This window comes from Amycolatopsis sp. NPDC089917 (assembly GCF_040684635.1).
Lineage (GTDB): Bacteria > Actinomycetota > Actinomycetes > Mycobacteriales > Pseudonocardiaceae > Amycolatopsis.
The window spans coordinates 90,982-110,706 of sequence record NZ_JBFBGL010000027.1; the positions used below are offsets into that span (position 1 = coordinate 90,982).

The 19,725-nt window shown below is 69.4% G+C and carries 18 protein-coding genes; 16 read left to right on the forward strand and 2 right to left on the reverse strand.

Annotated elements, in window-relative coordinates; all coding sequences use genetic code 11:
* Nucleotides 1-43 precede the first annotated feature (43 nt).
* Nucleotides 44-1,861, reverse strand: coding sequence for a BTAD domain-containing putative transcriptional regulator (locus tag AB0N89_RS20875; protein ID WP_364206783.1), 1,818 nt, complete (start codon nt 1,859-1,861; stop codon nt 44-46).
* A gap of 205 nt (nt 1,862-2,066) precedes the next feature.
* Here AB0N89_RS20875 and AB0N89_RS20880 point away from each other — a divergent pair, with 205 nt between their 5' ends.
* From AB0N89_RS20880 to AB0N89_RS20900, 5 genes are all read left to right on the forward strand, one after another.
* Nucleotides 2,067-2,273, forward strand: a complete 207-nt coding sequence (locus tag AB0N89_RS20880; RefSeq protein WP_364206785.1) for a hypothetical protein — start codon at nt 2,067-2,069, stop codon at nt 2,271-2,273.
* A gap of 88 nt (nt 2,274-2,361) precedes the next feature.
* On the forward strand, nt 2,362-2,904 hold the full coding sequence (locus tag AB0N89_RS20885; RefSeq protein WP_364206787.1) for a TlpA disulfide reductase family protein: 543 nt from the start codon (nt 2,362-2,364) through the stop codon (nt 2,902-2,904).
* Nucleotides 2,901-4,733 carry an ABC transporter ATP-binding protein gene (locus tag AB0N89_RS20890; RefSeq protein ID WP_364206789.1) on the forward strand — a complete coding sequence of 611 codons (1,833 nt, stop codon included), beginning with the start codon at nt 2,901-2,903 and terminating at the stop codon, nt 4,731-4,733. Before AB0N89_RS20885 ends, AB0N89_RS20890 begins: the two co-directional genes overlap by 4 nt.
* Nucleotides 4,730-5,158 (forward strand): S26 family signal peptidase, encoded by a 429-nt coding sequence (locus AB0N89_RS20895; RefSeq protein ID WP_364206791.1) that lies wholly within the window; start codon nt 4,730-4,732, stop codon nt 5,156-5,158. The genes AB0N89_RS20890 and AB0N89_RS20895 overlap by 4 nt, the downstream gene beginning before the upstream one ends.
* Nucleotides 5,155-5,721, forward strand: a complete 567-nt coding sequence (locus tag AB0N89_RS20900) for a MauE/DoxX family redox-associated membrane protein (RefSeq protein WP_364206793.1) — start codon at nt 5,155-5,157, stop codon at nt 5,719-5,721. The genes AB0N89_RS20895 and AB0N89_RS20900 overlap by 4 nt, the downstream gene beginning before the upstream one ends.
* A gap of 13 nt (nt 5,722-5,734) precedes the next feature.
* Here AB0N89_RS20900 and AB0N89_RS20905 read toward each other — a convergent pair whose 3' ends face one another.
* The gene (locus AB0N89_RS20905) at nt 5,735-6,166 is read right to left on the reverse strand and encodes a VOC family protein (protein WP_364206795.1); all 432 of its coding nucleotides are present in this window, start codon (nt 6,164-6,166) and stop codon (nt 5,735-5,737) included.
* Nucleotides 6,167-6,245: 79 nt separating this feature from the next.
* Here AB0N89_RS20905 and AB0N89_RS20910 point away from each other — a divergent pair, with 79 nt between their 5' ends.
* The 11 genes from AB0N89_RS20910 (at nt 6,246) to AB0N89_RS20960 (ending at nt 19,560) form a co-directional block, all read left to right on the forward strand.
* A complete protein-coding gene (locus tag AB0N89_RS20910; protein WP_364206797.1) occupies nt 6,246-6,902 on the forward strand; it encodes a GntR family transcriptional regulator in 657 nt (218 codons plus the stop codon).
* A 208-nt stretch (nt 6,903-7,110) separates the two neighbouring features.
* Nucleotides 7,111-8,424, forward strand: a complete 1,314-nt coding sequence (locus AB0N89_RS20915; RefSeq protein ID WP_364206799.1) for a sugar ABC transporter substrate-binding protein — start codon at nt 7,111-7,113, stop codon at nt 8,422-8,424.
* Nucleotides 8,424-9,380, forward strand: a complete 957-nt coding sequence (locus AB0N89_RS20920; protein WP_364206801.1) for a sugar ABC transporter permease — start codon at nt 8,424-8,426, stop codon at nt 9,378-9,380. The genes AB0N89_RS20915 and AB0N89_RS20920 overlap by 1 nt, the downstream gene beginning before the upstream one ends.
* Nucleotides 9,373-10,212, forward strand: coding sequence for a carbohydrate ABC transporter permease (locus AB0N89_RS20925; protein ID WP_364206803.1), 840 nt, complete (start codon nt 9,373-9,375; stop codon nt 10,210-10,212). The genes AB0N89_RS20920 and AB0N89_RS20925 overlap by 8 nt, the downstream gene beginning before the upstream one ends.
* Before the next feature lie 32 nt (nt 10,213-10,244).
* The gene (locus AB0N89_RS20930; protein ID WP_364206805.1) at nt 10,245-11,576 is read left to right on the forward strand and encodes a GH1 family beta-glucosidase; all 1,332 of its coding nucleotides are present in this window, start codon (nt 10,245-10,247) and stop codon (nt 11,574-11,576) included.
* Between the two features lie 198 nt (nt 11,577-11,774).
* Entirely contained in the window at nt 11,775-13,250 is a 1,476-nt protein-coding gene (locus AB0N89_RS20935; RefSeq protein ID WP_364206807.1) for an amidohydrolase family protein, read from the forward strand.
* Nucleotides 13,247-14,389, forward strand: a complete 1,143-nt coding sequence (locus AB0N89_RS20940) for a M20 family metallopeptidase (RefSeq protein ID WP_364206809.1) — start codon at nt 13,247-13,249, stop codon at nt 14,387-14,389. The genes AB0N89_RS20935 and AB0N89_RS20940 overlap by 4 nt, the downstream gene beginning before the upstream one ends.
* Nucleotides 14,390-14,420: 31 nt before the next feature.
* Entirely contained in the window at nt 14,421-15,305 is an 885-nt protein-coding gene (locus AB0N89_RS20945) for a GNAT family N-acetyltransferase (RefSeq protein WP_364206811.1), read from the forward strand.
* On the forward strand, nt 15,302-16,408 hold the full coding sequence (gene menC / locus AB0N89_RS20950) for an o-succinylbenzoate synthase (protein ID WP_364206813.1): 1,107 nt from the start codon (nt 15,302-15,304) through the stop codon (nt 16,406-16,408). Before AB0N89_RS20945 ends, menC begins: the two co-directional genes overlap by 4 nt.
* A 75-nt stretch (nt 16,409-16,483) precedes the next feature.
* The gene (locus AB0N89_RS20955) at nt 16,484-18,154 is read left to right on the forward strand and encodes a helix-turn-helix domain-containing protein (protein WP_364206815.1); all 1,671 of its coding nucleotides are present in this window, start codon (nt 16,484-16,486) and stop codon (nt 18,152-18,154) included.
* Between the two features lie 137 nt (nt 18,155-18,291).
* On the forward strand, nt 18,292-19,560 hold the full coding sequence (locus tag AB0N89_RS20960; protein WP_364206817.1) for an MFS transporter: 1,269 nt from the start codon (nt 18,292-18,294) through the stop codon (nt 19,558-19,560).
* Nucleotides 19,561-19,725 lie beyond the last annotated feature (165 nt).

Below are 19,725 nucleotides of genomic sequence, written 5' to 3' on the forward strand. Positions count from 1 at the left end.
CCGCAATGATCGATAATGTAGAGATTATCGATCATTGCGGCCGTCACCAGGAAAGCGGCGCTCGCTGGGCGGGCACGGTCGCGCCGAGTTCCGCCGAGAACAGCCGCATGAGTGGAGGGAGCCGGTAGGTGTCCTTCTCGCCCCATTCTGCGAGTCCGAGGTCGACCAGACGATCCAGCGCGGCCTCGGCCTTCAGCGGGCAGGTGTCGAGGACGGTGGCGGCCCGATCGGTGCCGCACACCTCGAATCCGGGCCTGCCGAGCAGGCGGAACGCGGCCGTGGCCAAGGGATCGTCGCCCGCCGTGATCGGCCGGGACGCCGACGAGTACAGCGCGCGCAGCGACTCCCCGCCGAATCCGAGTTCGTCCAGCCTGCTCTCCTCGGGGGCGAGCCGGTGCGCGAGCCACGACAACCGCCGGGTCGGCCGGTTGGCCAGGATGGCGCCCGCGATCCGCAGCGCGGCGGGGATCCCGTGGCAGTACCGCACGATCTCCGCTGCGGCGTCGGGTTCGCCGTCTACTTTGGACTGACCGGCGAGGCCGCCCAGCATCTCCAGCCCGTCCTGATCGGACAGTCTGCCGAGCGCGACCTGGTCCGCGCCGTCCAGCATCAACGGCGAGCGGCTGGTGACGAGCACCGCGCACGAACCCGTCGCCGGGATCAAGGAGCGGAGCGGGGCGGATCCGGTCGCGCCGTCGAGCACGAGCAGCACCGCTCGGTGGGCGAGGTGCGAGCGGAGCACGGCGGCGGCCTCGTCCAGCTCCCACGGGATGTCCGAGGCGGGAACGCCGAGATGTCGCAACAGCCGGTGCGGAACCCGGGAATCCGGCCCGTTGGCGCTCAGGTCGACGTATAGCTGCCCGCCGGGGAACCGGGCGCTCGTCCGGTGCGCGACTTCCAGGACCAGTGCGCTCTTCCCGATGCCGCAGGGACCGTGCACGACGGCGACCTTCGGCCCCGACGGATCGATCCCGTCGAGCAGCGCGGTCAGTTTCGCGGCGTCCGCGGCCCGGCCGGCGAACGACCGGCACCGTACCGGAAGTTCGCGCGGCGGTGTGGCCTGTTCGGACACGGCGACGGAGACCGGCGCGGTGGAGACGGCGGCGGAAACCGTGGTGAGCCTCGGATCCCGGTCCAGCATCGCCCGATGGAGTTCGGCCAGATCGGGCGACGGTTCGAGACCGAGACGGTCCGCGAGCACCCGGCGACAGTCTGTGTAGACGGCGAGCGCTCCCGCCGGATCTCCGGACCGATACAGAGCGGTCATCAGATGCGCCCACAACCGTTCCCGCAACGGATGTTCGGCGACGAATTCGCGTAGCGGCGCGATCACTTCGCGATGCTCGCCGAGCCGGAGCCGCGCGTCGAGATGGTCTTCGGCGACCGAGAGCCGGAGTTCCTCGACAGGCGCGATCGAGCCGGCGAGCGCCTCGTTGTCGGCGAGATCTTCCAACGCCGCGCCGCGACAGGCCGAAAGCGCTTCACCGAGGTGGCGGACAGCGGCGGCGTGATCACCGCGTGCGAGCGCCGCCCGGCCCGCCCCCGCTCGCTCGGTGAACACGTGAAGATCCAATTCCCCTTGGCGCAGCAGGATTTCGTAGCCCGAAGCGCGGCCGGAGATCCGTTCCCCCGGAAGCACGCTCCGGAGCCGGTTCGCGTAGGTGCGCAGGTTGGCGACCGCGGAAAGCGGCGGTTCGTCTCCCCACAACGTCTGGAGCAGCCTGCGGATCGGGACCGTCCGGCCGGGATGCAGCAGCAACGTGGCCAGAAGCGCGCGCTGTTTCGCGGAACCCAGCGCGATCGTCCCGCCCCCGGTGTGTACCTCGAGCCTCCCCAGAACCCTGAACTCGATCGACGTCACTCACACCTCTCCCGAGAGTTGGAGACAGAAACGTGAGACCCCAAGCAGTTCTATCACCGATGACTTTGCCGGACGTTCACTTCGCGTTGGTGCACAGCCGGTACACGGCCGTGTGTATCCGCGCTATCCGCGTTCGTGTACCGGGCTTTCCTACGTTGGGCGCTGCCGACGCCACCCGGCGCGGAGGAAGTGAGGAGCGCGGAACATGCGCAAGACAGTCGAAAGGCTCAGCGACAAGCTGCTGGGCGTGTTCGTGGCCAAGGCGGACGTGGGCGCGGGCTGCCCGCCGGACCCGTACTACAAGCACTGCTACTGCCGCGAGCGCAGCGACTTCCGTCGCAACTGCTCGACGAACGGTGCCTGCAAGGAATTCTGCGGCGCCTGTTACGCCTACCGGATCTGCGGAGGCTGATCGACGTCGTGGGTGGTGACCGGTGCCGTGCGCGCCGGTCACCACCCACCGCATCCCGCCCGTCCCTTCTTCCTCCACTGGAGAACCCATGTCCATCCTGACCGCCGCCGTCGTGCTCGTCGGACTCCTGTGCGTACTGGACCTGCTGCTCAGCTTCGGCATCATCCGGAGACTGCGCGAGCAGAACGAGGCTTTGAAGAACGTGCGACAGCAGGCTTTCCCGGAGCCGGACATCGCGCTGCCCGCCGGTGCCACCATCGGCGCCTTCTCCGCCGTCACGGTCGGCGGGACCGAGCTGTCCACTGCGGACATCGACGGTTCGCCCGCCCTCGTCGGCTTCTTCTCGCCGGGGTGCGAACCGTGCAAGGAACGGATGCCCCAGTTCATCGAGTACGCCACCCGGTTCGAGGGCAAGGTGGTCGCGATCGCCGCCGGGAGCGAAGAGGAGACGGCCGACATGGTCGTGCGGCTCGGCGAAGTCGCCGAAGTGATCCTCGAACTGGACGGCGGCACGGTGCACAAGGCTTTCGGCGCCTCCGGCTATCCCGCGCTCTGCCTGGTCGACGGCGACCGGACCATGCTGGCGAGCGGGTGGGAGATGTCGGCCCTGCCGACACCCGCGACGCTGTGAACACCTCCCTCGGCGCCCGCCGGGTGCTGCGCCTCCTGTCGGCGGCGGCCCGGCTGACCTGGCGGGCCGCCCCGGTGGGTACGCCGCTGTACCTGGTGCTGTCCCTGCTCGGCGGCGTCGTGCCGATCGCGACCGCGTGGTGCACCAAGGTGCTCCTCGACGGACTGGCCGCGGGGGAGGTCTGGCTGACACTGCTCCCGTGGGCGGTCGCGCTGGCCGTCGCCGGGCTGATGGCGGGGCTGCTCCCCGTCGGGACCGAGTATCTGAAGCAGCGGCTGGACCGTTCGGTGGCCGTCGTGACGATGGACCGGCTCTACCGGGCGATGGGCAGGCTGACCGGGATCGCGAGGATGGAGGACCCGCGGTTCCGCGACAAGCTCCGGCTCGCGCAGCAGACCGGTCGCAGCGGGCCGGGGCAACTCGTCGACGACGGGATCGGCTCGGTTCAGGCGGCCGTCACACTGGGCGGTTTCCTCGGCACGCTGATCGTGATCGACGCGGGAATGGCGGTGATCGTGCTGCTGGCGGCGATCCCCGCGCTGCTCGCCAACCTGCGGCTGAGCCGCGCGAGGGCCCGCGTGCTGTGGTCGATCGCGCCCGCCGAGCGGCGCGAGGTGTTCTACGCCGACCTCCTGGCCAGTCTGGACGCGGCGAAGGAACTGCGGTTGCTGGGTCTCGGCGATCTCTTCCGGCGGCGCATGCTCGTCGAGCTGACCGCCGCCCACGCCGTCGTCGAAGGCCAGGACCGCCGGGACGCGCGGGTGCACGGGCTGCTGGCCGGGCTCACCGCGGCGGTCGCGGCGGGCGGCCTGGTCTGGGCGGCGTGGCTGGCCGCCCACGGCAGGCTTTCGCTCGGCGACATCGCCATCTTCGTGGCGTCGGTCGGCGGGGTCCAGAGCGCCCTGCAGACCCTGGTCGCCCGGCTGGCTTCGGCGCATCGTTCGACGCTGCTGTTCGACCACTACGACGAGATCGAGGCGCAGGGACCGGACCTGCCCGTCCCGGCCACCCCACGGCGGATCGAGGCGCTGCGATCCGGCATCGAACTGCGTGACGTCTGGTTCCGCTACGCCGAAGACCAGCCGTGGGTGCTGCGCGGGGTGAACCTGACCATCCCGCACGGAAGTTCGCTGGCACTGGTCGGGCTGAACGGCGCGGGGAAGTCGACCCTGGTCAAGCTGCTGTGCCGGTTCTACGACCCGGACCGCGGCGCTATCCTGTGGGACGGCGTGGACCTGCGCGACGTCGATGTCGAGGACCTGCGCACGCGCATCGGCGCGGTCTTCCAGGACTACATGTGTTACGACCTCAGCGCCGCCGAGAACATCGGGCTCGGCGACGTGTCCGTGCTGGACGATCGCGAGCGGATCGTCGCGGCGGCCCGGCGCGCGGGCGCGGACGCCGTCGTGACCGGCCTCCCGAGGGGCTACGACACGTTCCTGTCCCGGATGTTCTTCGACGAGGCGGACAAGGACGACCCGGAGACGGGGGTGCTGCTGTCGGGCGGGCAATGGCAGCGGCTAGCGCTCGCGCGGGCTTTCCTGCGTGACCGCCGGGATCTGATGATCCTCGACGAGCCGAGTTCGGGCCTCGACGCGGAAGCCGAGCACGAGGTGCACAGCAGCCTGCGCCGTCACCGCGAGGGGGCGACGAGTGTGCTGATCTCGCACCGGCTCGGCGCGGTCCGGGACGCGTCCGTGATCGCGGTGCTCGCCGAGGGGCGGGTCGCCGAACTGGGCTCGCACGACGAGTTGATCGAGTCGGGCGGGGCGTACTCGCGGCTCTTCCGGCTTCAAGCATCAGGTTATGACGAGGTGGTGTCCCAGTGATCTTCGTGGTGCTCGCGGTGGGCGTGCTGATCGCCCTCGGCTTGGCGTGGCTGGTGACGCTGCGCCGGCGGCTGATCGTGGTGACGGTGCACGGGGTGAGCATGGAGCCCACCTACGTGGCAGGTGATCGGCTGCTGGTGCGGCGGTCCCGGCTGGAGCGCGTCCGGACGGGACAGATCGTCGTCGTGCAGGGCGGTCCGGGGAAGCCGGGTGATCCGACCGCCGGACGGCTGGTGAAACGCGCCGTCGCGGTGCCCGGCGATCCGGTGCCGCCGCACATCCCGGTGGCGGATCCGGTGGTGCCGCCGGGGAATCTGCTGGTGCTGGGCGATAATCCGGCCCGCAGCAACGATTCCCGGCGGCTCGGCTACATCCCGGCGGACGCGCTGATCGGCGTCGTCCTCAGGCCGATCGGGCAGCGGTGAACCACGTCGCCGCCTTCGCGGCCGTCCTGTGCGGACTGGTGTTGTGCGCCTCGTCCGTCGGCAAGGTGCGGGGCAAGGACGCCTACGCCGAGTTCGTCGCGTCGGTGCCGGCGTTCGGCGTCCCGGCGCGCTGGGCCCGGTCGTTCGCCGCGGTCACCCTGGCCGCCGAGGTCGCCATCGCGGCACTGCTGCTCCCGGCGGCGGGCCTGATCGTCGCCGGTGCCGCCGCGGGCCGGTGGCTCGCTCTCGCCGGGCTGGTGCTCGCGTCCGGGCTGTTCGGCGTGCTGACCGCCGCCGTGTGGCGCGCGGTGGCGCGCCGGACCGGTGCGGTGTGCCGGTGCTTCGGTCCGGCGCGCATCGCGCTCGCGTATCGGCACGTGGTGCGCAACGCGCTTCTCCTGCTGGTCGCCGCGGCCGGTGCCCTCGCGGTGTCCGGCACGGACGGCGGGGAGCCGGTGGGGCTGGCCCTCGCCTCGGCCCTCGGCGCTGTCGGGTCGGTCGCGGTGGTCCGGTTCGAAGACCTGGCGGAGCTCTTCGCGGGGCCGGTTCCCGAAGTGCGCTGAACTTCGCCGGCCGTCAGGCGGCGAAGACCTGCGAATCGTCGGCGAACGCCTTGAACTCCAGGGCGTTTCCCGCCGGGTCCAGCAGGAACATCGTCCACTGTTCGCCGGTCTGGCCTTCGAACCGGACGTAGGGCTCGATGACGAACGTCGTGTCCGCCGCGCGCAGCCGGTCGGCCAGCTTCCGGAACTCCGGCACGGTCAGGATCAGGCCGAAGTGGGGGACGGGCACGTCGTGTCCGTCGACGGGGTTGTGGATCCGCCGCGGTCGCTCCGGGGCGAGATGCGTGACGAACTGGTGGCCGTGGAGGTTCCAGTCGATCCACTTGTCGGAGCTGCGGCCCTGGTCGAGGCCGAGGACTTCGCCGTAGAAGGTGCGCGCGGCGGCGAGATCGTCGACGGGCATGGCGAGGTGGAAGCGGGGGATGGGGGAGTCCAGGATTGTCATGTCCGAATGTTAACATTGGGACAAAGTGAAGCCCAGAGTCTCGTCGCTACGATCGGGCGTTCCCGTGGAGAGGATGACGATGAGCGAATCCGGCAGGGTGGTGCCGGCGCGGCGTCGCGGGCTGGCGGACGAGGTCGCCGACAGGGTCCGGGACGCCATCTTCGGCGGCGTCTATCCGCCCGGTGCGCAGTTGCGCGAGGTCGAACTGTCGGCCGCGCTCGGCGTCAGCCGCGGTCCAGTGCGTGAGGCGCTGCTCAAGCTGGAGCGCGAGGGCCTGGTCCGCAGCGAATGGCATCGCGGCGCGATCGTCACGACACTGTCCGATGTGGACGTCGCCGAACTCGACAGTCTCCGGTCGGCGTTGGAGCAGCTGGCGGTTCGGCTGGTGGTGGCGAAGGCGTCGGACACGGACCTGGCCGCGATCGACGAGGTCGTCGGACGGATGGGCCGGGCGCGCGACGAGCACGAGATGGTCCGCTGCGACATCGACTTCCACGACATGGTCTACGCGGCTTCCGGGCATCGGCGGCTCGTCGAGGCGTGGCAGGCCATCCGGTCGCAGGTGCACCTGTTCCTGCTGACCCGGATCGGCGTGAGCTCCGAGGGTTACCTCGCGAGCATCCCGGAAGAGCACCGGCGGCTGGCGTCGGCTCTTCGGGAGCGCGACGGCGAAAAGGCGCTCGAACTCTTCGCCGCGCATCGCGGGCAGGCGCTCGACGTGCTCACCGGGAAGTGATCGTGGCGCCGGTCCGCCCGCGTCTGCGATGATCACTCACGGGAAGCGGCGCTGACCTGGTGATCGCCCACTCGCGATCGCCGGAGTACCAATCGGCGTCAGGGTCTTGACGGCAAGGTGGACCAAGGCTTAACTCAAGCCCTGAAATAAGGCGTGTCCCGGGTCACAGGTCCGGGCGCGGCTTGGCCACTCACCCCGAGGACCATCGATGCGAATCGGAAAGATCGCTCCCGCGCTCGTCCTGGCGCTGGCGGCCGCCACCACGGCGGCGTGCGGCGGCGGCGACACGTCGTCCAGTGCTCCCAAGGAGCTCGTGTACTGGGCGTCCAACCAGGGCACCAGTCTCGACAACGACAAAGCCGTCCTGCAGCCCGAACTCGACAAGTTCGAGAAGGCCTCCGGGATCAAGGTCAAGCTCGAGGTCGTCCCGTGGACGGACCTGCTCAACCGGATCCTCGCGGCCACCACCTCCGGCAAGGGGCCGGACGTGCTCAACATCGGCAACACCTGGTCGGCCTCGTTGCAGGCGACCAGCGCGTTCCTGCCGTTCGACGACGCCGCGCTGGAGAAGGTCGGCGGCAAGTCGCGCTTCCTCGGCCCGTCGCTGGCGGCCACCGGGGCGAGCGGGCAGCCGCCGGTCGGCGTTCCGCTCTACGGCCAGGCGTACGGCCTGTACTACAACAAGAAGCTCTTCTCCGAGGCCGGCATCACGAAGCCGCCCGCCACCTGGGAAGAACTCGTCGAGGACGGCAAGAAGCTCACCAAGCCCGACAAGGGCCAGTGGGGGCTCTCGCTCCAGGCGGGCCAGGTCACCGAGAACAGCCACCACGCGGCGATCCTCGGTGCCCAGCAGGGTGCGCAGTTCTTCACTCCCGAGGGCAAGCCGCAACTGGCTTCGGATCCCTCGGTCGCGGCCGTGCAGCAGTTCGTCGACCTGATGCAGAAGGACAAGATCGTCAACCCGGCCAACGCCGAATACGCCGACACCGCCAAATCGCTCAAGGACCTGTCGGACGGCAAGGCCGCGATGTTCATGAACCAGGCCTCCGCGGGTTCGTTCAAGAACATCGGGATGGACATGGCCAACCTCGGTGTCGCGCCGATCCCGCTGCCCGCCACCACGCCGCCGAACGGCCGCAAGATCAGCAGCTTCGTCGCGGGCATCAACATGTCGGTCTTCAAGGGCACCAAGAACCCCGACGCCGCACTGGACTTCGTGAAGTTCATGGTCTCGGCGCCGGAGCAGGCGCTGCTCAACAAGACCTATGGTTCGCTGCCGACGGTCCAGGACGCCTACAGCGACGCGGCGTTCCAGACCGAGGACGTCAAGGTCTTCCAGAACGTGCTCGCGAACTCGGCCGAGCCGATGCCGCAGGTCCCGCAGGAGTCGCAGTTCGAGACACTGATCGGGACCGCGATGAAGGCGATGTTCGCCGACGTCGCGGCCGGCAAGCCGGTCGACGGCGCCAAGATCCGGGACCAGCTGAACCAGGCGGACCAGCAGATCGCGGCCGGTAGTTGATGCCGACCGCTCTCGACGACGCCCCGGCCGTGAAGGCGGCCGGGGCGCCCGGAAACCGGCGCGTCCGGCCCAAGCGGCGCCGGGTCGCGCTGCCGTACCTGCTCCTGCTGCCCGCGATCCTGCTCGAACTGCTCGTCCACCTGATCCCGATGATCGCCGGGCTCGTGATGAGCTTCTTCAAGCTGACGCAGTTCTCCATCCGGGACTTCTCGTCCGCCCCGGCGGCGGGGCTGGACAACTACAAGTTCGTCCTGGACTTCAACTCCGCGGCGGGCAAGTCGCTGCTCGGCTCGTTCTGGATCAGCGTCCTCTACACCGTCCTCTCGGTCGGGTTCTGCTGGCTCTTCGGAACTTCGGCCGCCGTGCTGATGCAGAAGAACTTCCGCGGACGCGGCCTGCTCCGGACGCTGTTCCTCGTGCCGTACGCGTTGCCGATGTACGCCGCGGTGATCACCTGGTCGTTCATGTTCCAGAAGGACACCGGCCTGGTGAACAGCCTGCTGGGCACCGACTCCTTCTGGCTGATCGGGGACAACAGCTTCTGGTCGCTGGTGGTCGTCTCGGTCTGGCGCAACTGGCCGTTCGCGTTCCTGATCGTGATGGCCGGGCTGCAGAACATCCCCGGCGAGCTGTACGAGGCGGCGGCGATCGACGGCGCGGGCTGGTGGCGGCAGTTCCAGGCGATCACCCAGCCGATGCTGCGCCCGGTCAACCAGGTCCTGCTGCTGGTGCTGTTCCTGTGGACCTTCAACGACTTCAACACGCCGTACGTCCTTTTCGGAGCGTCCGCGCCGAAGGAGGCGTCGCTGATCTCGATCCACATCTACCAGAGTTCCTTCGTGACCTGGAACTTCGGCCTCGGCTCGGCGATGTCGGTGCTGTTGCTGCTGTTCCTCCTGATCGTCAGCACCGTCTACCTGGGACTGACCGCGCGGAGGAGGAACGCCGTTGTCTGAGCCAAGCTGGGTCCCTTGGGCCCGTCGATTCGTCCTCGGCTTCCTCGCCCTGTTCACCCTGATTCCCCTGTACGCGATGGTTTCGTCGTCGCTGAAGCCGCTCGGGGACGTGCAGGGGAAATGGGAGTGGATCCCGACGACGCTGACCGTCCAGCCGTTCTTCGACATCTGGGAGACCATCCCGCTGGCCGAGTACTTCGTGAACAGCCTGGTCGTCTCCGGTTCGGCGGCGATCCTCTCGGTGGTGATCGCGATCTTCGCGGCGTACGCGCTGAGCCGGTTCCGCTTCCGGGGCAAGAACTTCTTCAAGATGACCGTGCTCTCCACCCAGATGTTCCCCGGCATCCTGTTCCTGCTGCCGTTGTTCCTCATCTTCGTCAACATCGGCAACACCACCGGCATCGTCCTGTACGGCTCCAGGCTCGGGCTGATCGTCACCTACCTGACGTTCTCGCTGCCGTTCGCCATCTGGATGCTCGCCGGCTACATCGACTCGATTCCCAAGGAACTCGACGAGGCCGCGATGGTCGACGGCACCGGGCCGCTCGGCGCGCTGATCCGGGTGGTCGTCCCGGCCGCGATGCCGGGCATCGTCGCCGTCGGCATCTACTCGTTCATGACCGCCTGGGGCGAGGTCCTGTTCGCGTCGGTGATGACCGACTCGGGAACGCGGACCCTCGCCGTCGGCCTCCAGGAGTACTCCACCCAGGTCCAGGTGTACTGGAACCAGGTCATGGCCGCCTCCCTGATCGTCTCCGTTCCGGTCGTCGCCGGATTCCTGCTGCTCCAGCGCTATCTCGTCGCCGGGCTCACCGCCGGTGCCGTGAAATGACCCGCCCGTCGCTCCGTACAGAGAGGTCCGCCTTGAATCTGCACCTGCCCGCCGATTTCCTGTGGGGTGCGGCCACCGCCGCGTACCAGGTCGAAGGCGCCGTCGACGCCGACGGCCGGCTCCCGTCCATCTGGGACGACTTCGTCCGGGTCCCGGGTGCCGTCCTGAACGGCGACACCGCCGACGTCGCGTGCGATCACTACCGGCGCTGGCCGGAGGATCTCGCCATCATGAAGCGGCTGGGCCTGGACGCCTACCGGTTCTCGGTCGCCTGGCCGCGGGTGATCCCGACCGGCCGCGGCGAGGTCAACGCCGTCGGTCTCGGCTTCTACGACCGGCTCGTCGACGCTCTGCTCGAAGCCGGGATCCGGCCGTTCGCCACCCTGTTCCACTGGGACCTTCCCTCGGCGCTGGAGGGCGGCTGGCCGGAGCGCGACACGGCTTACGCGTATGCCGACTACGCCGCCGCCGTCGCGGCTCGGCTGGGGGATCGGGTCAAGGACTGGAACACCGTCAACGAGCCGCTGTGCTCTGCGTGGCTCGGCTACCTCGAAGGCCGCTTCGCGCCCGGGGTCAAGGACCTCAAGCAGGCGATCCACGCGTCGCACCACCTCCTGCTCGCGCACGGCCTCGGGGTGCAGGCGATCACCGCGAACGCCGCCGAACCGGCGAACATCGGCCTGGTGGTCAACCTCAGCGGGATCGAACCCGCGTCGGACGCCCCCGAGGACATCGAGGCGGCGGCCCGGATGGACGGGCACGTCAATCGCTGGTGGCTCGACCCGTCGAACGGCCGCGGCTACCCGGCGGACATGATCGAGGTCTACGGCGTCGAGCCGCCCGTGGTCGGGGACGATCTGGAAGTGATCTCGGCCCCGGTCGGCTTCCACGGGCTGAACTACTACTTCCGGCAGATCGTCGAAGACGACCCGAACGGACCCGCGCCCCGTGCGCGGCAGGTGCCGGTCGAGGGAGCCGCCACGACGGCGATGGGCTGGGAGATCCACGGGCAAGGGCTCGCGGACCTGATCCACCGGCTTGCCAACGAGTACAGCGCGCGGGCCATCTACGTCACAGAGAGCGGGGCCGCCTTCGACGACAAGGTGGCCGAGGACGGGTCGATCGACGACGGGGATCGCATCGCCTACCTGGAGGAACACCTGGGCGCGGTGGCAGGGGCCGCCGAAGCGGGCGCGCCGGTGAAGGGGTACTTCGCCTGGTCGCTGCTCGACAACTTCGAATGGGACAGTGGGCTGAGCAAGCGGTTCGGGCTTGTGCGGGTGGACTACGACACTCAGGTCCGGACGGTCAAGGCGAGCGGTCACCGGTACGCGGAGATCATCGCGGAGCACCACGGCCGCTGACCTGGCCCGGGTGTCATGAAAGGGTCGTTCAGGACGTTTTTCGTCTTGAACGACCCTTTCATGACATCGGCGAAGAGCGCGGAACCGGTTCGTGTGGACGGATGGACCGAGGGGCCCGGATTCGTCGCGCGGTACGAACGGACGCCCGACGAAACCTCCTAGGGTCGCCATGAACGAGGCGATCCAAGGAGGCGAAGCATGCGGACACTCTTGCGTGGCGGTCGTGTCATCGATCCGGCGACGGGGTTCGACGGCACGGCCGACGTGCTGGTATCCGGCGGGGTGGTCACCGCCGTCGAGGCGGGGCTGACCGCGGAGCCCGGCGACGTGGAGATCGACGTCACCGGGCTCGTCGTCGGGCCGGGCTTCATCGACCTGCACAGCCACGTGCACACCATCGCGGGCCAGCGGCTCCAGGCGATGGACGGGGTGACGGCCGCGCTCGACCTCGAAGCCGGGCTGATGCCGATCGAGCGGGCCTACGCCGAGGCCGCCGAGGCGGGACGTCCGCTGCACTACGGGTTCTCCGCGTCCTGGGGTGCCGCGCGGGCACAGGTGCTCGCCGGGATCGAGCCGGACGCGAACATCGACAGCGGCCTTGCGGTCCTCGGAAACCCTCTCTGGCAACGGTCTTCGTCGCCGACGGAACTCGCCGCCTGGCTGTCCCTTGTGGACGGTGAACTGGCCGCGGGCGCGCTCGGCGTCGGCGTGCTCCTGGGCTACGCGCCCGACACCGAGCCCGGGGAGTTCCTCGCGCTGGCCCGCCTCGCGAAGGAGGCCGGGGCGCCGACCTACACCCACGTCCGTGAGCTGGTCGAGGTGAATCCGGCGACACCGATCGACGGTTCGGCGGAGATCGCGATCGTCGCCGCCGAGACCGGCGCCGCGATGCACCACTGCCATGTGAACAGCACTTCCGGGCAGCAGATCGAGCGCGTGCTCGGTGCTCTCGAAGCGGGTCGTTCCGCCGGATCCCGGGTGACCGTCGAGGCCTATCCGTACGGCGCGGGCAGCACCGCCATCGGTGCGGCGTTCCTGTCGCCGGAGCGCCTGAAGATGAAGGGACTCTCGCCGTCCAGCGTGATCATGCTGGAGTCGGGGGAGCGGATCGCCGACGAAGGCCGCCTGCTCCAGGTGCGCGCCGAAGACCAGGGCGCGCCGTGCATCCTGGAGTTTCTCGACGAAAGCGACCCGCACGACCTCGGCCTGCTGCGCCAGGCGCTCGCCTTCCCCGACGCCATCGTCGCCAGCGACGCGCTGCCCGTGTACTGGAAGAACGGGACCAGCGAGAGCCGGGAATGGCCGCTGCCACCCGGCGGTGCGACGCATCCGCGCACGGCCGGCACGTACGCCAAGACGTTGCGCCTGATGGTGCGCGAGAGCAAGGCGTGGACATGGCTGGAGGCGTTCCGGCGCTGTTCCTATCTGCCGGCGCGCGTACTCGACGAGGTCGCTCCCGGCGCGCTGGCCAAGGGACGGCTCAACGTCGGGGCCGACGCCGACATCGTTGTCCTCGACCCGAACGCCGTCACCGACGCGGCGACCTACTTCGACCCGACCAGGCCTTCGGTCGGGGTCCGGCATCTGTTCGTCTCGGGTGTCCCGGTCGTCACCGACGGGAACCTGCGCACCGAAGCCTTCCCCGGCAAGCCGCTGCGGGGTGAGCCGCGATGAGCGACTTGCTCGACGACATCGAAACGCTCGTCCGCTGCGAATCCCCGTCCTCGGATCACGAAGCCGTGGCTCGCAGCGCCGAAGTGGTGGCCGCTGTGGGCCGGAGGCTGCTCGGCGCGGAGCCGGAGCGGATCGTCATCGACGGGGTCACGCATCTGCGCTGGCGATTCGGTGACGGGCCGCCGCGAGTGCTGCTCCTCGGGCACCACGACACGGTGTGGCCTCACGGCTCGCTGGAGACACATCCGTTCTCGGTGCGAGACGGCGTGTTGCGCGGGCCGGGCTGTTTCGACATGAAGGCCGGGGTCGTGATGGCGCTGCACGCCGCCGCGACCGTGCCCGATCGCGAGGGACTGTCCATTCTGGTCACCGGCGACGAGGAGATCGGCTCGCCGTCGTCCCGTGCCCTCATCGAGGAATCGGCGGCGGGCTGTGACGCCGCGTTCGTGCTGGAGGCTTCGGCCGACGGTGGGGCGCTCAAGGTCCGCCGCAAAGGCGTTTCCCATTACCGGGTCGAGGTCGTCGGCCGCGCCGCGCACGCCGGGCTCGAACCGGAGAAGGGGATCAACGCGGGAATCGAGATCGCGCATCAGATCCTCGCGATCGCCGCGATCGCCGATCCGGAGGCCGGGACCAGCGTGACCCCCACCGTCGTCTCGGCGGGGACGACGGTGAACACCGTTCCCGCCGCGGCGAAGGTGGCCGTCGACGTGCGCGTGTGGAACGAGACCGAGCAACTCCGCGTCGACCGGGCCATGCGGGATCTCCGGCCGGTTCTGGAGGACGCCGAGGTCCGCGTGACCGGCGGGATCAACCGGCCGCCGCTCGAAGAAGGCTCGTCGGCGGGATTGTTCGCGCTTGCCGGGGAACTGTCGGGCGAACTCGGTCTCGGGGAGCTCACTTCCGCGTCGGTCGGCGGCGCTTCGGACGGGAATTACACCGCCGGGATGGGAATTCCCACCCTGGACGGACTCGGCGCCGTCGGCGGCGGGGCACACGCGGATCACGAACACGTCGTCGTCGCGGAAGTGCCACGACGGACCGCTTTGCTGGCCGCACTCGTGGAAAACGTGCTCGCGAAGCGTGGTCCGTCCGGGACGACGAACAGCGCGGGCGAATCTGGTGCGGCACGACGGTGACTCGGCCACCGGGCCGGGAAAGGATTGTCCCGTGACGAATCTTGCGACGAATACGGAGAGCCTGGTGCCGGCGGAGGTGCGCGACGAAGCCGTCGCCACCGCACGCGCCGCCGCCGTGGCCTCGGGCGTCGAAATCCGCGAACTCACCGAAATCGCCGATCTGGCCGCGGTGGTCGGGCTGTTCGAGTCGATCTGGCAGTCGGCCCCCGGCACCCGGCCGGTCAGCACGGAGCTGCTCCGTGCGATGTCCACCGCCGGGAACTACGTCGCGGGCGCGTTCGAGCACGGCGAACTGCTGGGGGCCTGCTTCGGTTTCTTCGGGAACCCGGGCAAGGGGAGCCTGCACAGTCATATCGCCGGGGTCGCCCACGCCGGCGCGGGCCGGGGGATCGGACACGCGCTCAAACTGCACCAGCGGGGCTGGGCGCTGCTCCAGGACGTCTCGGTGATCACCTGGACCTTCGATCCGCTGGTGCGCCGCAACGCCTATTTCAACCTGGGGAAGCTCGGCGCGCGCCCGATCGGCTACCTCCCCGATTTCTACGGTCCGATGGAGGACGCCATCAACGGTACGGGTGACACCGATCGGCTGATGGTCGGCTGGGACCTGGCGAGCCCGGATGTTCGCTCCGCCGCTTTCGGCGAACCCGTCCTGATCGACGCGGAAACGCTCGACGCGGCGAAGGCGCTGTCGGTCGATTCCGACGGCGGTCCGTGTATCGGGTCCACCGACGCCCCGACTGTGCTCGTCGCGGTCCCGTCCGACATCGAACGGTTGCGCCGCACCGATCCCGGTCGCGGCAACGCGTGGCGCGTCGCTCTGCGCGAAGTCCTCGGCGGACTGATGGCGGACAGCGCCAGGGTCGCCGGTTTCGATCGTGCCGGCTGGTACGTGATTTCGAAGGAGCAGTCGTGAACCTCAGCGGTGTGGAACTGCGCCGGGTCCGGATGCCGCTCGTGGCCCCGTTCCGGACGTCGTTCGGGACGCAGGCCGAACGGGAACTCCTGCTCATCCGCGCGGTGACGCCGTCGGGCGAGGGCTGGGGCGAATGCGTCACGATGGCGGGGCCGCTCTACTCGTCGGAGTACAACGACGCCGCCGAACACGTGCTGCGGAACCATCTGATCCCGGCACTGCTGGCCGCCGACGACGTCACCGCGCACAAGGTGACGCCGTTGCTGGCGAAGTTCAAGGGGCACCGGATGGCCAAGGGGGCGATGGAGATGGCCGTCCTCGACGCCGAACTCCGCGCGCACGAACGGTCCTTCGCGGCCGAGCTGGGGTCCACTCGCGACTCCGTGGCCTGCGGCGTCTCGGTCGGGATCATGGACTCGATCCCGCAGCTGCTCGACGTCGTCGGCGGCTACCTCGACGAGGGTTACGTCCGGATCAAGCTGAAGATCGAACCCGGCTGGGACGTCGAGCCGGTGCGGCAGGTGCGCGAGCGATTCGGTGATGACGTGCTGCTGCAGGTCGACGCCAACACCGCGTACACGCTGGGCGACGCGCCGCTGCTGTCCAGGCTCGACCCGTTCGACCTCCTGCTGATCGAGCAGCCCCTCGAAGAAGAGGACGTGCTCGGCCACGCCGAACTGGCCAAGCGGATCCGGACGCCGATCTGTCTCGACGAGTCGATCGTCTCGGCCAAGGCCGCGGCGGACGCGATCAAGCTCGGCGCCTGCCAGATCGTCAACATCAAACCGGGCCGGGTCGGCGGCTACCTCGAAGCCCGCCGGGTGCACGACGTCTGCGCGGCGCACGGGATCGCGGTGTGGTGCGGCGGCATGATCGAGACCGGGCTCGGCCGGGCGGCCAACGTCGCGCTGGCGTCGCTGCCCGGGTTCACGCTGCCGGGTGACACCTCGGCGTCCGGCCGGTTCTACCGCACGGACATCACCGAGCCGTTCGTGCTGGACGCCGGGCACCTTCCGGTGCCGACCGGGCCGGGCCTCGGCGTCACCCCGATTCCCGAGATCCTGGACGACGTCACCACCGAAAAGGTGTGGATCGGTTCGTAGCGCGCTACGAATTCCGGGGTTAGATTTGGCGAAACGAACCAAACGGTTCGACGAGGCCGGGTTTAACTTCGGGGGGTGCTGACACCGGTGCCCAGCAAGCCGCACACGAGCTTGGGGCGCGTCCTCGAAGACCTCGGGGACGTGCTCCTGGAGCCGGTCGCGGTCGGCCGGACCACTCGCAGGCAGCTCGGCGGGGTGGTCATCCACGATCCGCACGACGAATCCGAAATCCCTGGCGGGGCCGTCGTGCTCGGCGTCGGGGTGCGGGAACAGGACGAGGTCGTCCGTCTCTTGCGCGACGTGGGTGCGAGGGGCGCGGCGGCGCTCGTCGTCCGCTCTCCCGTCACCCCGGCGCCGGAACTCCGGCGCGCCGCGGATTCGTCCGGGGTCGCCCTGCTCGGGCTCGCGCGGGGCGCGTCCTGGGCCCAGCTCGCCGCCATGCTCAGGACCCTGCTCGCCGAGGGCGACGTCGGCGAGGTCTCGCCGCAGACGCTCGGCGGAATGCCGTCGGGTGATCTGTTCGCGCTGGCCAACGCGATCGCCGCGCTCCTGGACGCGCCGGTGACCATCGAAGACCGCAACTCACGCGTCCTGGCGTTCTCCGGGCGCCAGGACGAGGCGGACCCGTCCCGTGTCGAGACCATCCTCGGCAGGCAGGTGCCGGAGCGGTTCACCCGCGGCCTGGAACAGGACGGCGTCTTCGAGCGGCTGTACCGCGACCACACGCCGGTCTACGTCGACCCGCAGCGCTACGAAGACATCGAGATCGTCCTGCCCCGGGTGGCGCTCGCCGTCCGCGCCGGCGACGAGATACTCGGTTCGATCTGGGCCGCGGTCCGGGAGCCGCTCAGCGACGAGCGGACCCAGGCGCTGATCGACGCCACCAAGCTCGTCGCGTTGCACATGCTCCGGCTGCGCGCGGGCGCCGACGTCGAGCGACGGCTGCGCGCGGATCTGGTGAGCACGGCGCTGGAAGGCGGTCCCGGGGCGCCGGAGGCCATCGCCAGGCTCGGCCTGCTCGGGCAGCCGTCGATCGTGCTCGCCATGGGTTTGCTCGGCCCGCCCGCGCTGGAGGACGACCTCCGGCTGGTCGCGGATCGCCAGCGGGTCGCCGACGCCCTCGCCATGCACCTCAGTGCCGTCCAGCCCCGCTCGGCCGTCGCGCTCGTGGGCGACGTCGCCTACGGCATCGTCCCGATGCCCGGCAGTCACGACGACTGCCAGGAGCGTTCGGTGCGGGTCGCGTCGACCTTCCTGGAGCGGACAGGGCGTCGGGCGGCCGCCGCGATCGGCATCGGACCGCTCGCGCTCGACGGCTCCGGTCTGCGTGCCTCGCGTGACGGCGCGGACCGGGCGTTGCGCGTGCTGCTCACGAACGCCGGCGCGAAACGCGTCGCCACCGCCGACGACGTCCACGTCGACGCGCTCATGCTGGAACTGGCCGATCTCGCCGCGGCCAGGGGGGACGTCGCGACAGGACCTGTCGCGCGACTTCTCGCCTACGACGCCCAGCACCAGTCACAACTGGTGCACACCCTCCGGTGCTGGCTGGACGCCTTCGGTGACATCGGCGCCGCGTCCGCCGCGGCCTACGTCCATCCGAACACGTTCCGCTATCGCCTGCGGCGCCTCGCCGAGGTCGGCGAGATCGACCTCGACGACGCGGGGGAGCGGTTCGCCGCCATGGTGCAACTACGGCTGTTGCCCCGCGACGCGCGGACAGGACCGCCGGGCGCCGACGACTGACGTTGGTCTTCCGGCCCGAAACGGCCGCGGATGTTCGTGTGATCGCACGAACTCCGTCCGCCGAGTGCGTTTCAGAATGAGTGATCGGCGCCACGCTCGCCGTTCTCCTTCTCTCCCAACGTTTCCGCGGAGGCGCCATGACGGCAGTGGTCAATGAGGACACCTGGACAGCGCGGCGGATCAACCGGACGGCGCTCATCACCATGGTGGTGATGGTCTTCGCCTGGGCGGTCGACTATATCGACCGGTTCTCCATCGGGATGGCGCTGCCGATGATCGGCGCCGAGTTCGACCTCAGCAAGACCCAGCAGGGCTGGCTCGTGACCGTGTTCGCGCTGGTCTACATGGTCTGCCAGATCCCGGCGGGTTTCCTCGCCGACCGGTACGGCTCGCGCGGGCCGATGCTGGTGACGCTGCTGGCCTGGTCGGCGTTCACCGCCATGACCGGGATGGCGGGCACCTTCGGCATGCTGCTGCTCGTCCGCGGTCTTTTCGGCGTGTGCCAGGGACTTTTCCCGGCGGCGTCGTTCAAGGCCATCGCCGAACGGACCACTCCCGGCAACCGCGCCACGGTGACCGGCGTGATGCTGTCCGCCGGCGGGATCGGCGCGGGCCTGGCGCCGCTGATCGTCGGGCCGCTGCTGATGGCGGTGGGCTGGCGGCACACGTTCTTCTGGATGGCCGGGATCGGTGCGATCATCGGCGTGGTCGTCTGGACCTTGCTGCCGAAGCCGCTGCCGAAGTCGTTGAGCAGCCTTCCCCGCACCGAGACCGGCGTGCCCGAGGTGTCGCGCAAGCAGGTGCTCAAGTCCTTTGTGGTCTGGAAGTTCACGCTGCTGTTCTGCGCCACCAACATGCTGAACTACGGCCTGATCACCTGGGTGCCCAGCTACCTGCTCGAAGCGCGGGGGCTGACACTGAACCAGACCGGCGTCCTCGCCGCGATCCCGATGCTGGTCAGCATCGGCACCACCATCCTCGGCGGCTGGCTGTTCGACAAGTACTTCCACGACCACGGCCGCTGGTACCTCGGTTCGATCGCGCTGGTGACCGTGGTGCTGCTGATCCTGATGGTGAACGCGGGCACCACGGCGGAGTTCACCCTGTACGAAACGCTCGCGCTCGCTGTGTTCGGCATGGCGACGATGGCCGTCTTCGGTCTGCCGCTGCGGGTGCTGCCCACGGCGGTCACCGGGATCGGCATGGGGGTGATGAACTTCGGCGGCCAGGTGGCCGGCGCGGTCGCCCCGGTGGCGATGGGCTGGCTCGCCGACGCTTTCTCCTACACCGCGGCGTTCGGTTTCCTCATCTGCACGACTTTCCTGACCGCCGTGATGGCGTTCTGGGTGCCGCAGAACCCGGCGCAGTTCACCTTCTCCCCGGCGAGTCCCAGCGCGGGGTCGTGAGTGGCGTTGGCGTCACGGGACCAGCGTCCCAGCGATGTCGCGAAAGCCACTTTCGGGACATCCAGCGTCGCGAAAGTGGCTTTCGCGACGTGGCCGACGATGGCTGGAGCGGTCTTCCGGGGTCGTGGGGGGGGGTGTGGGGTGTGAGGACGCGAGGCCAAACAA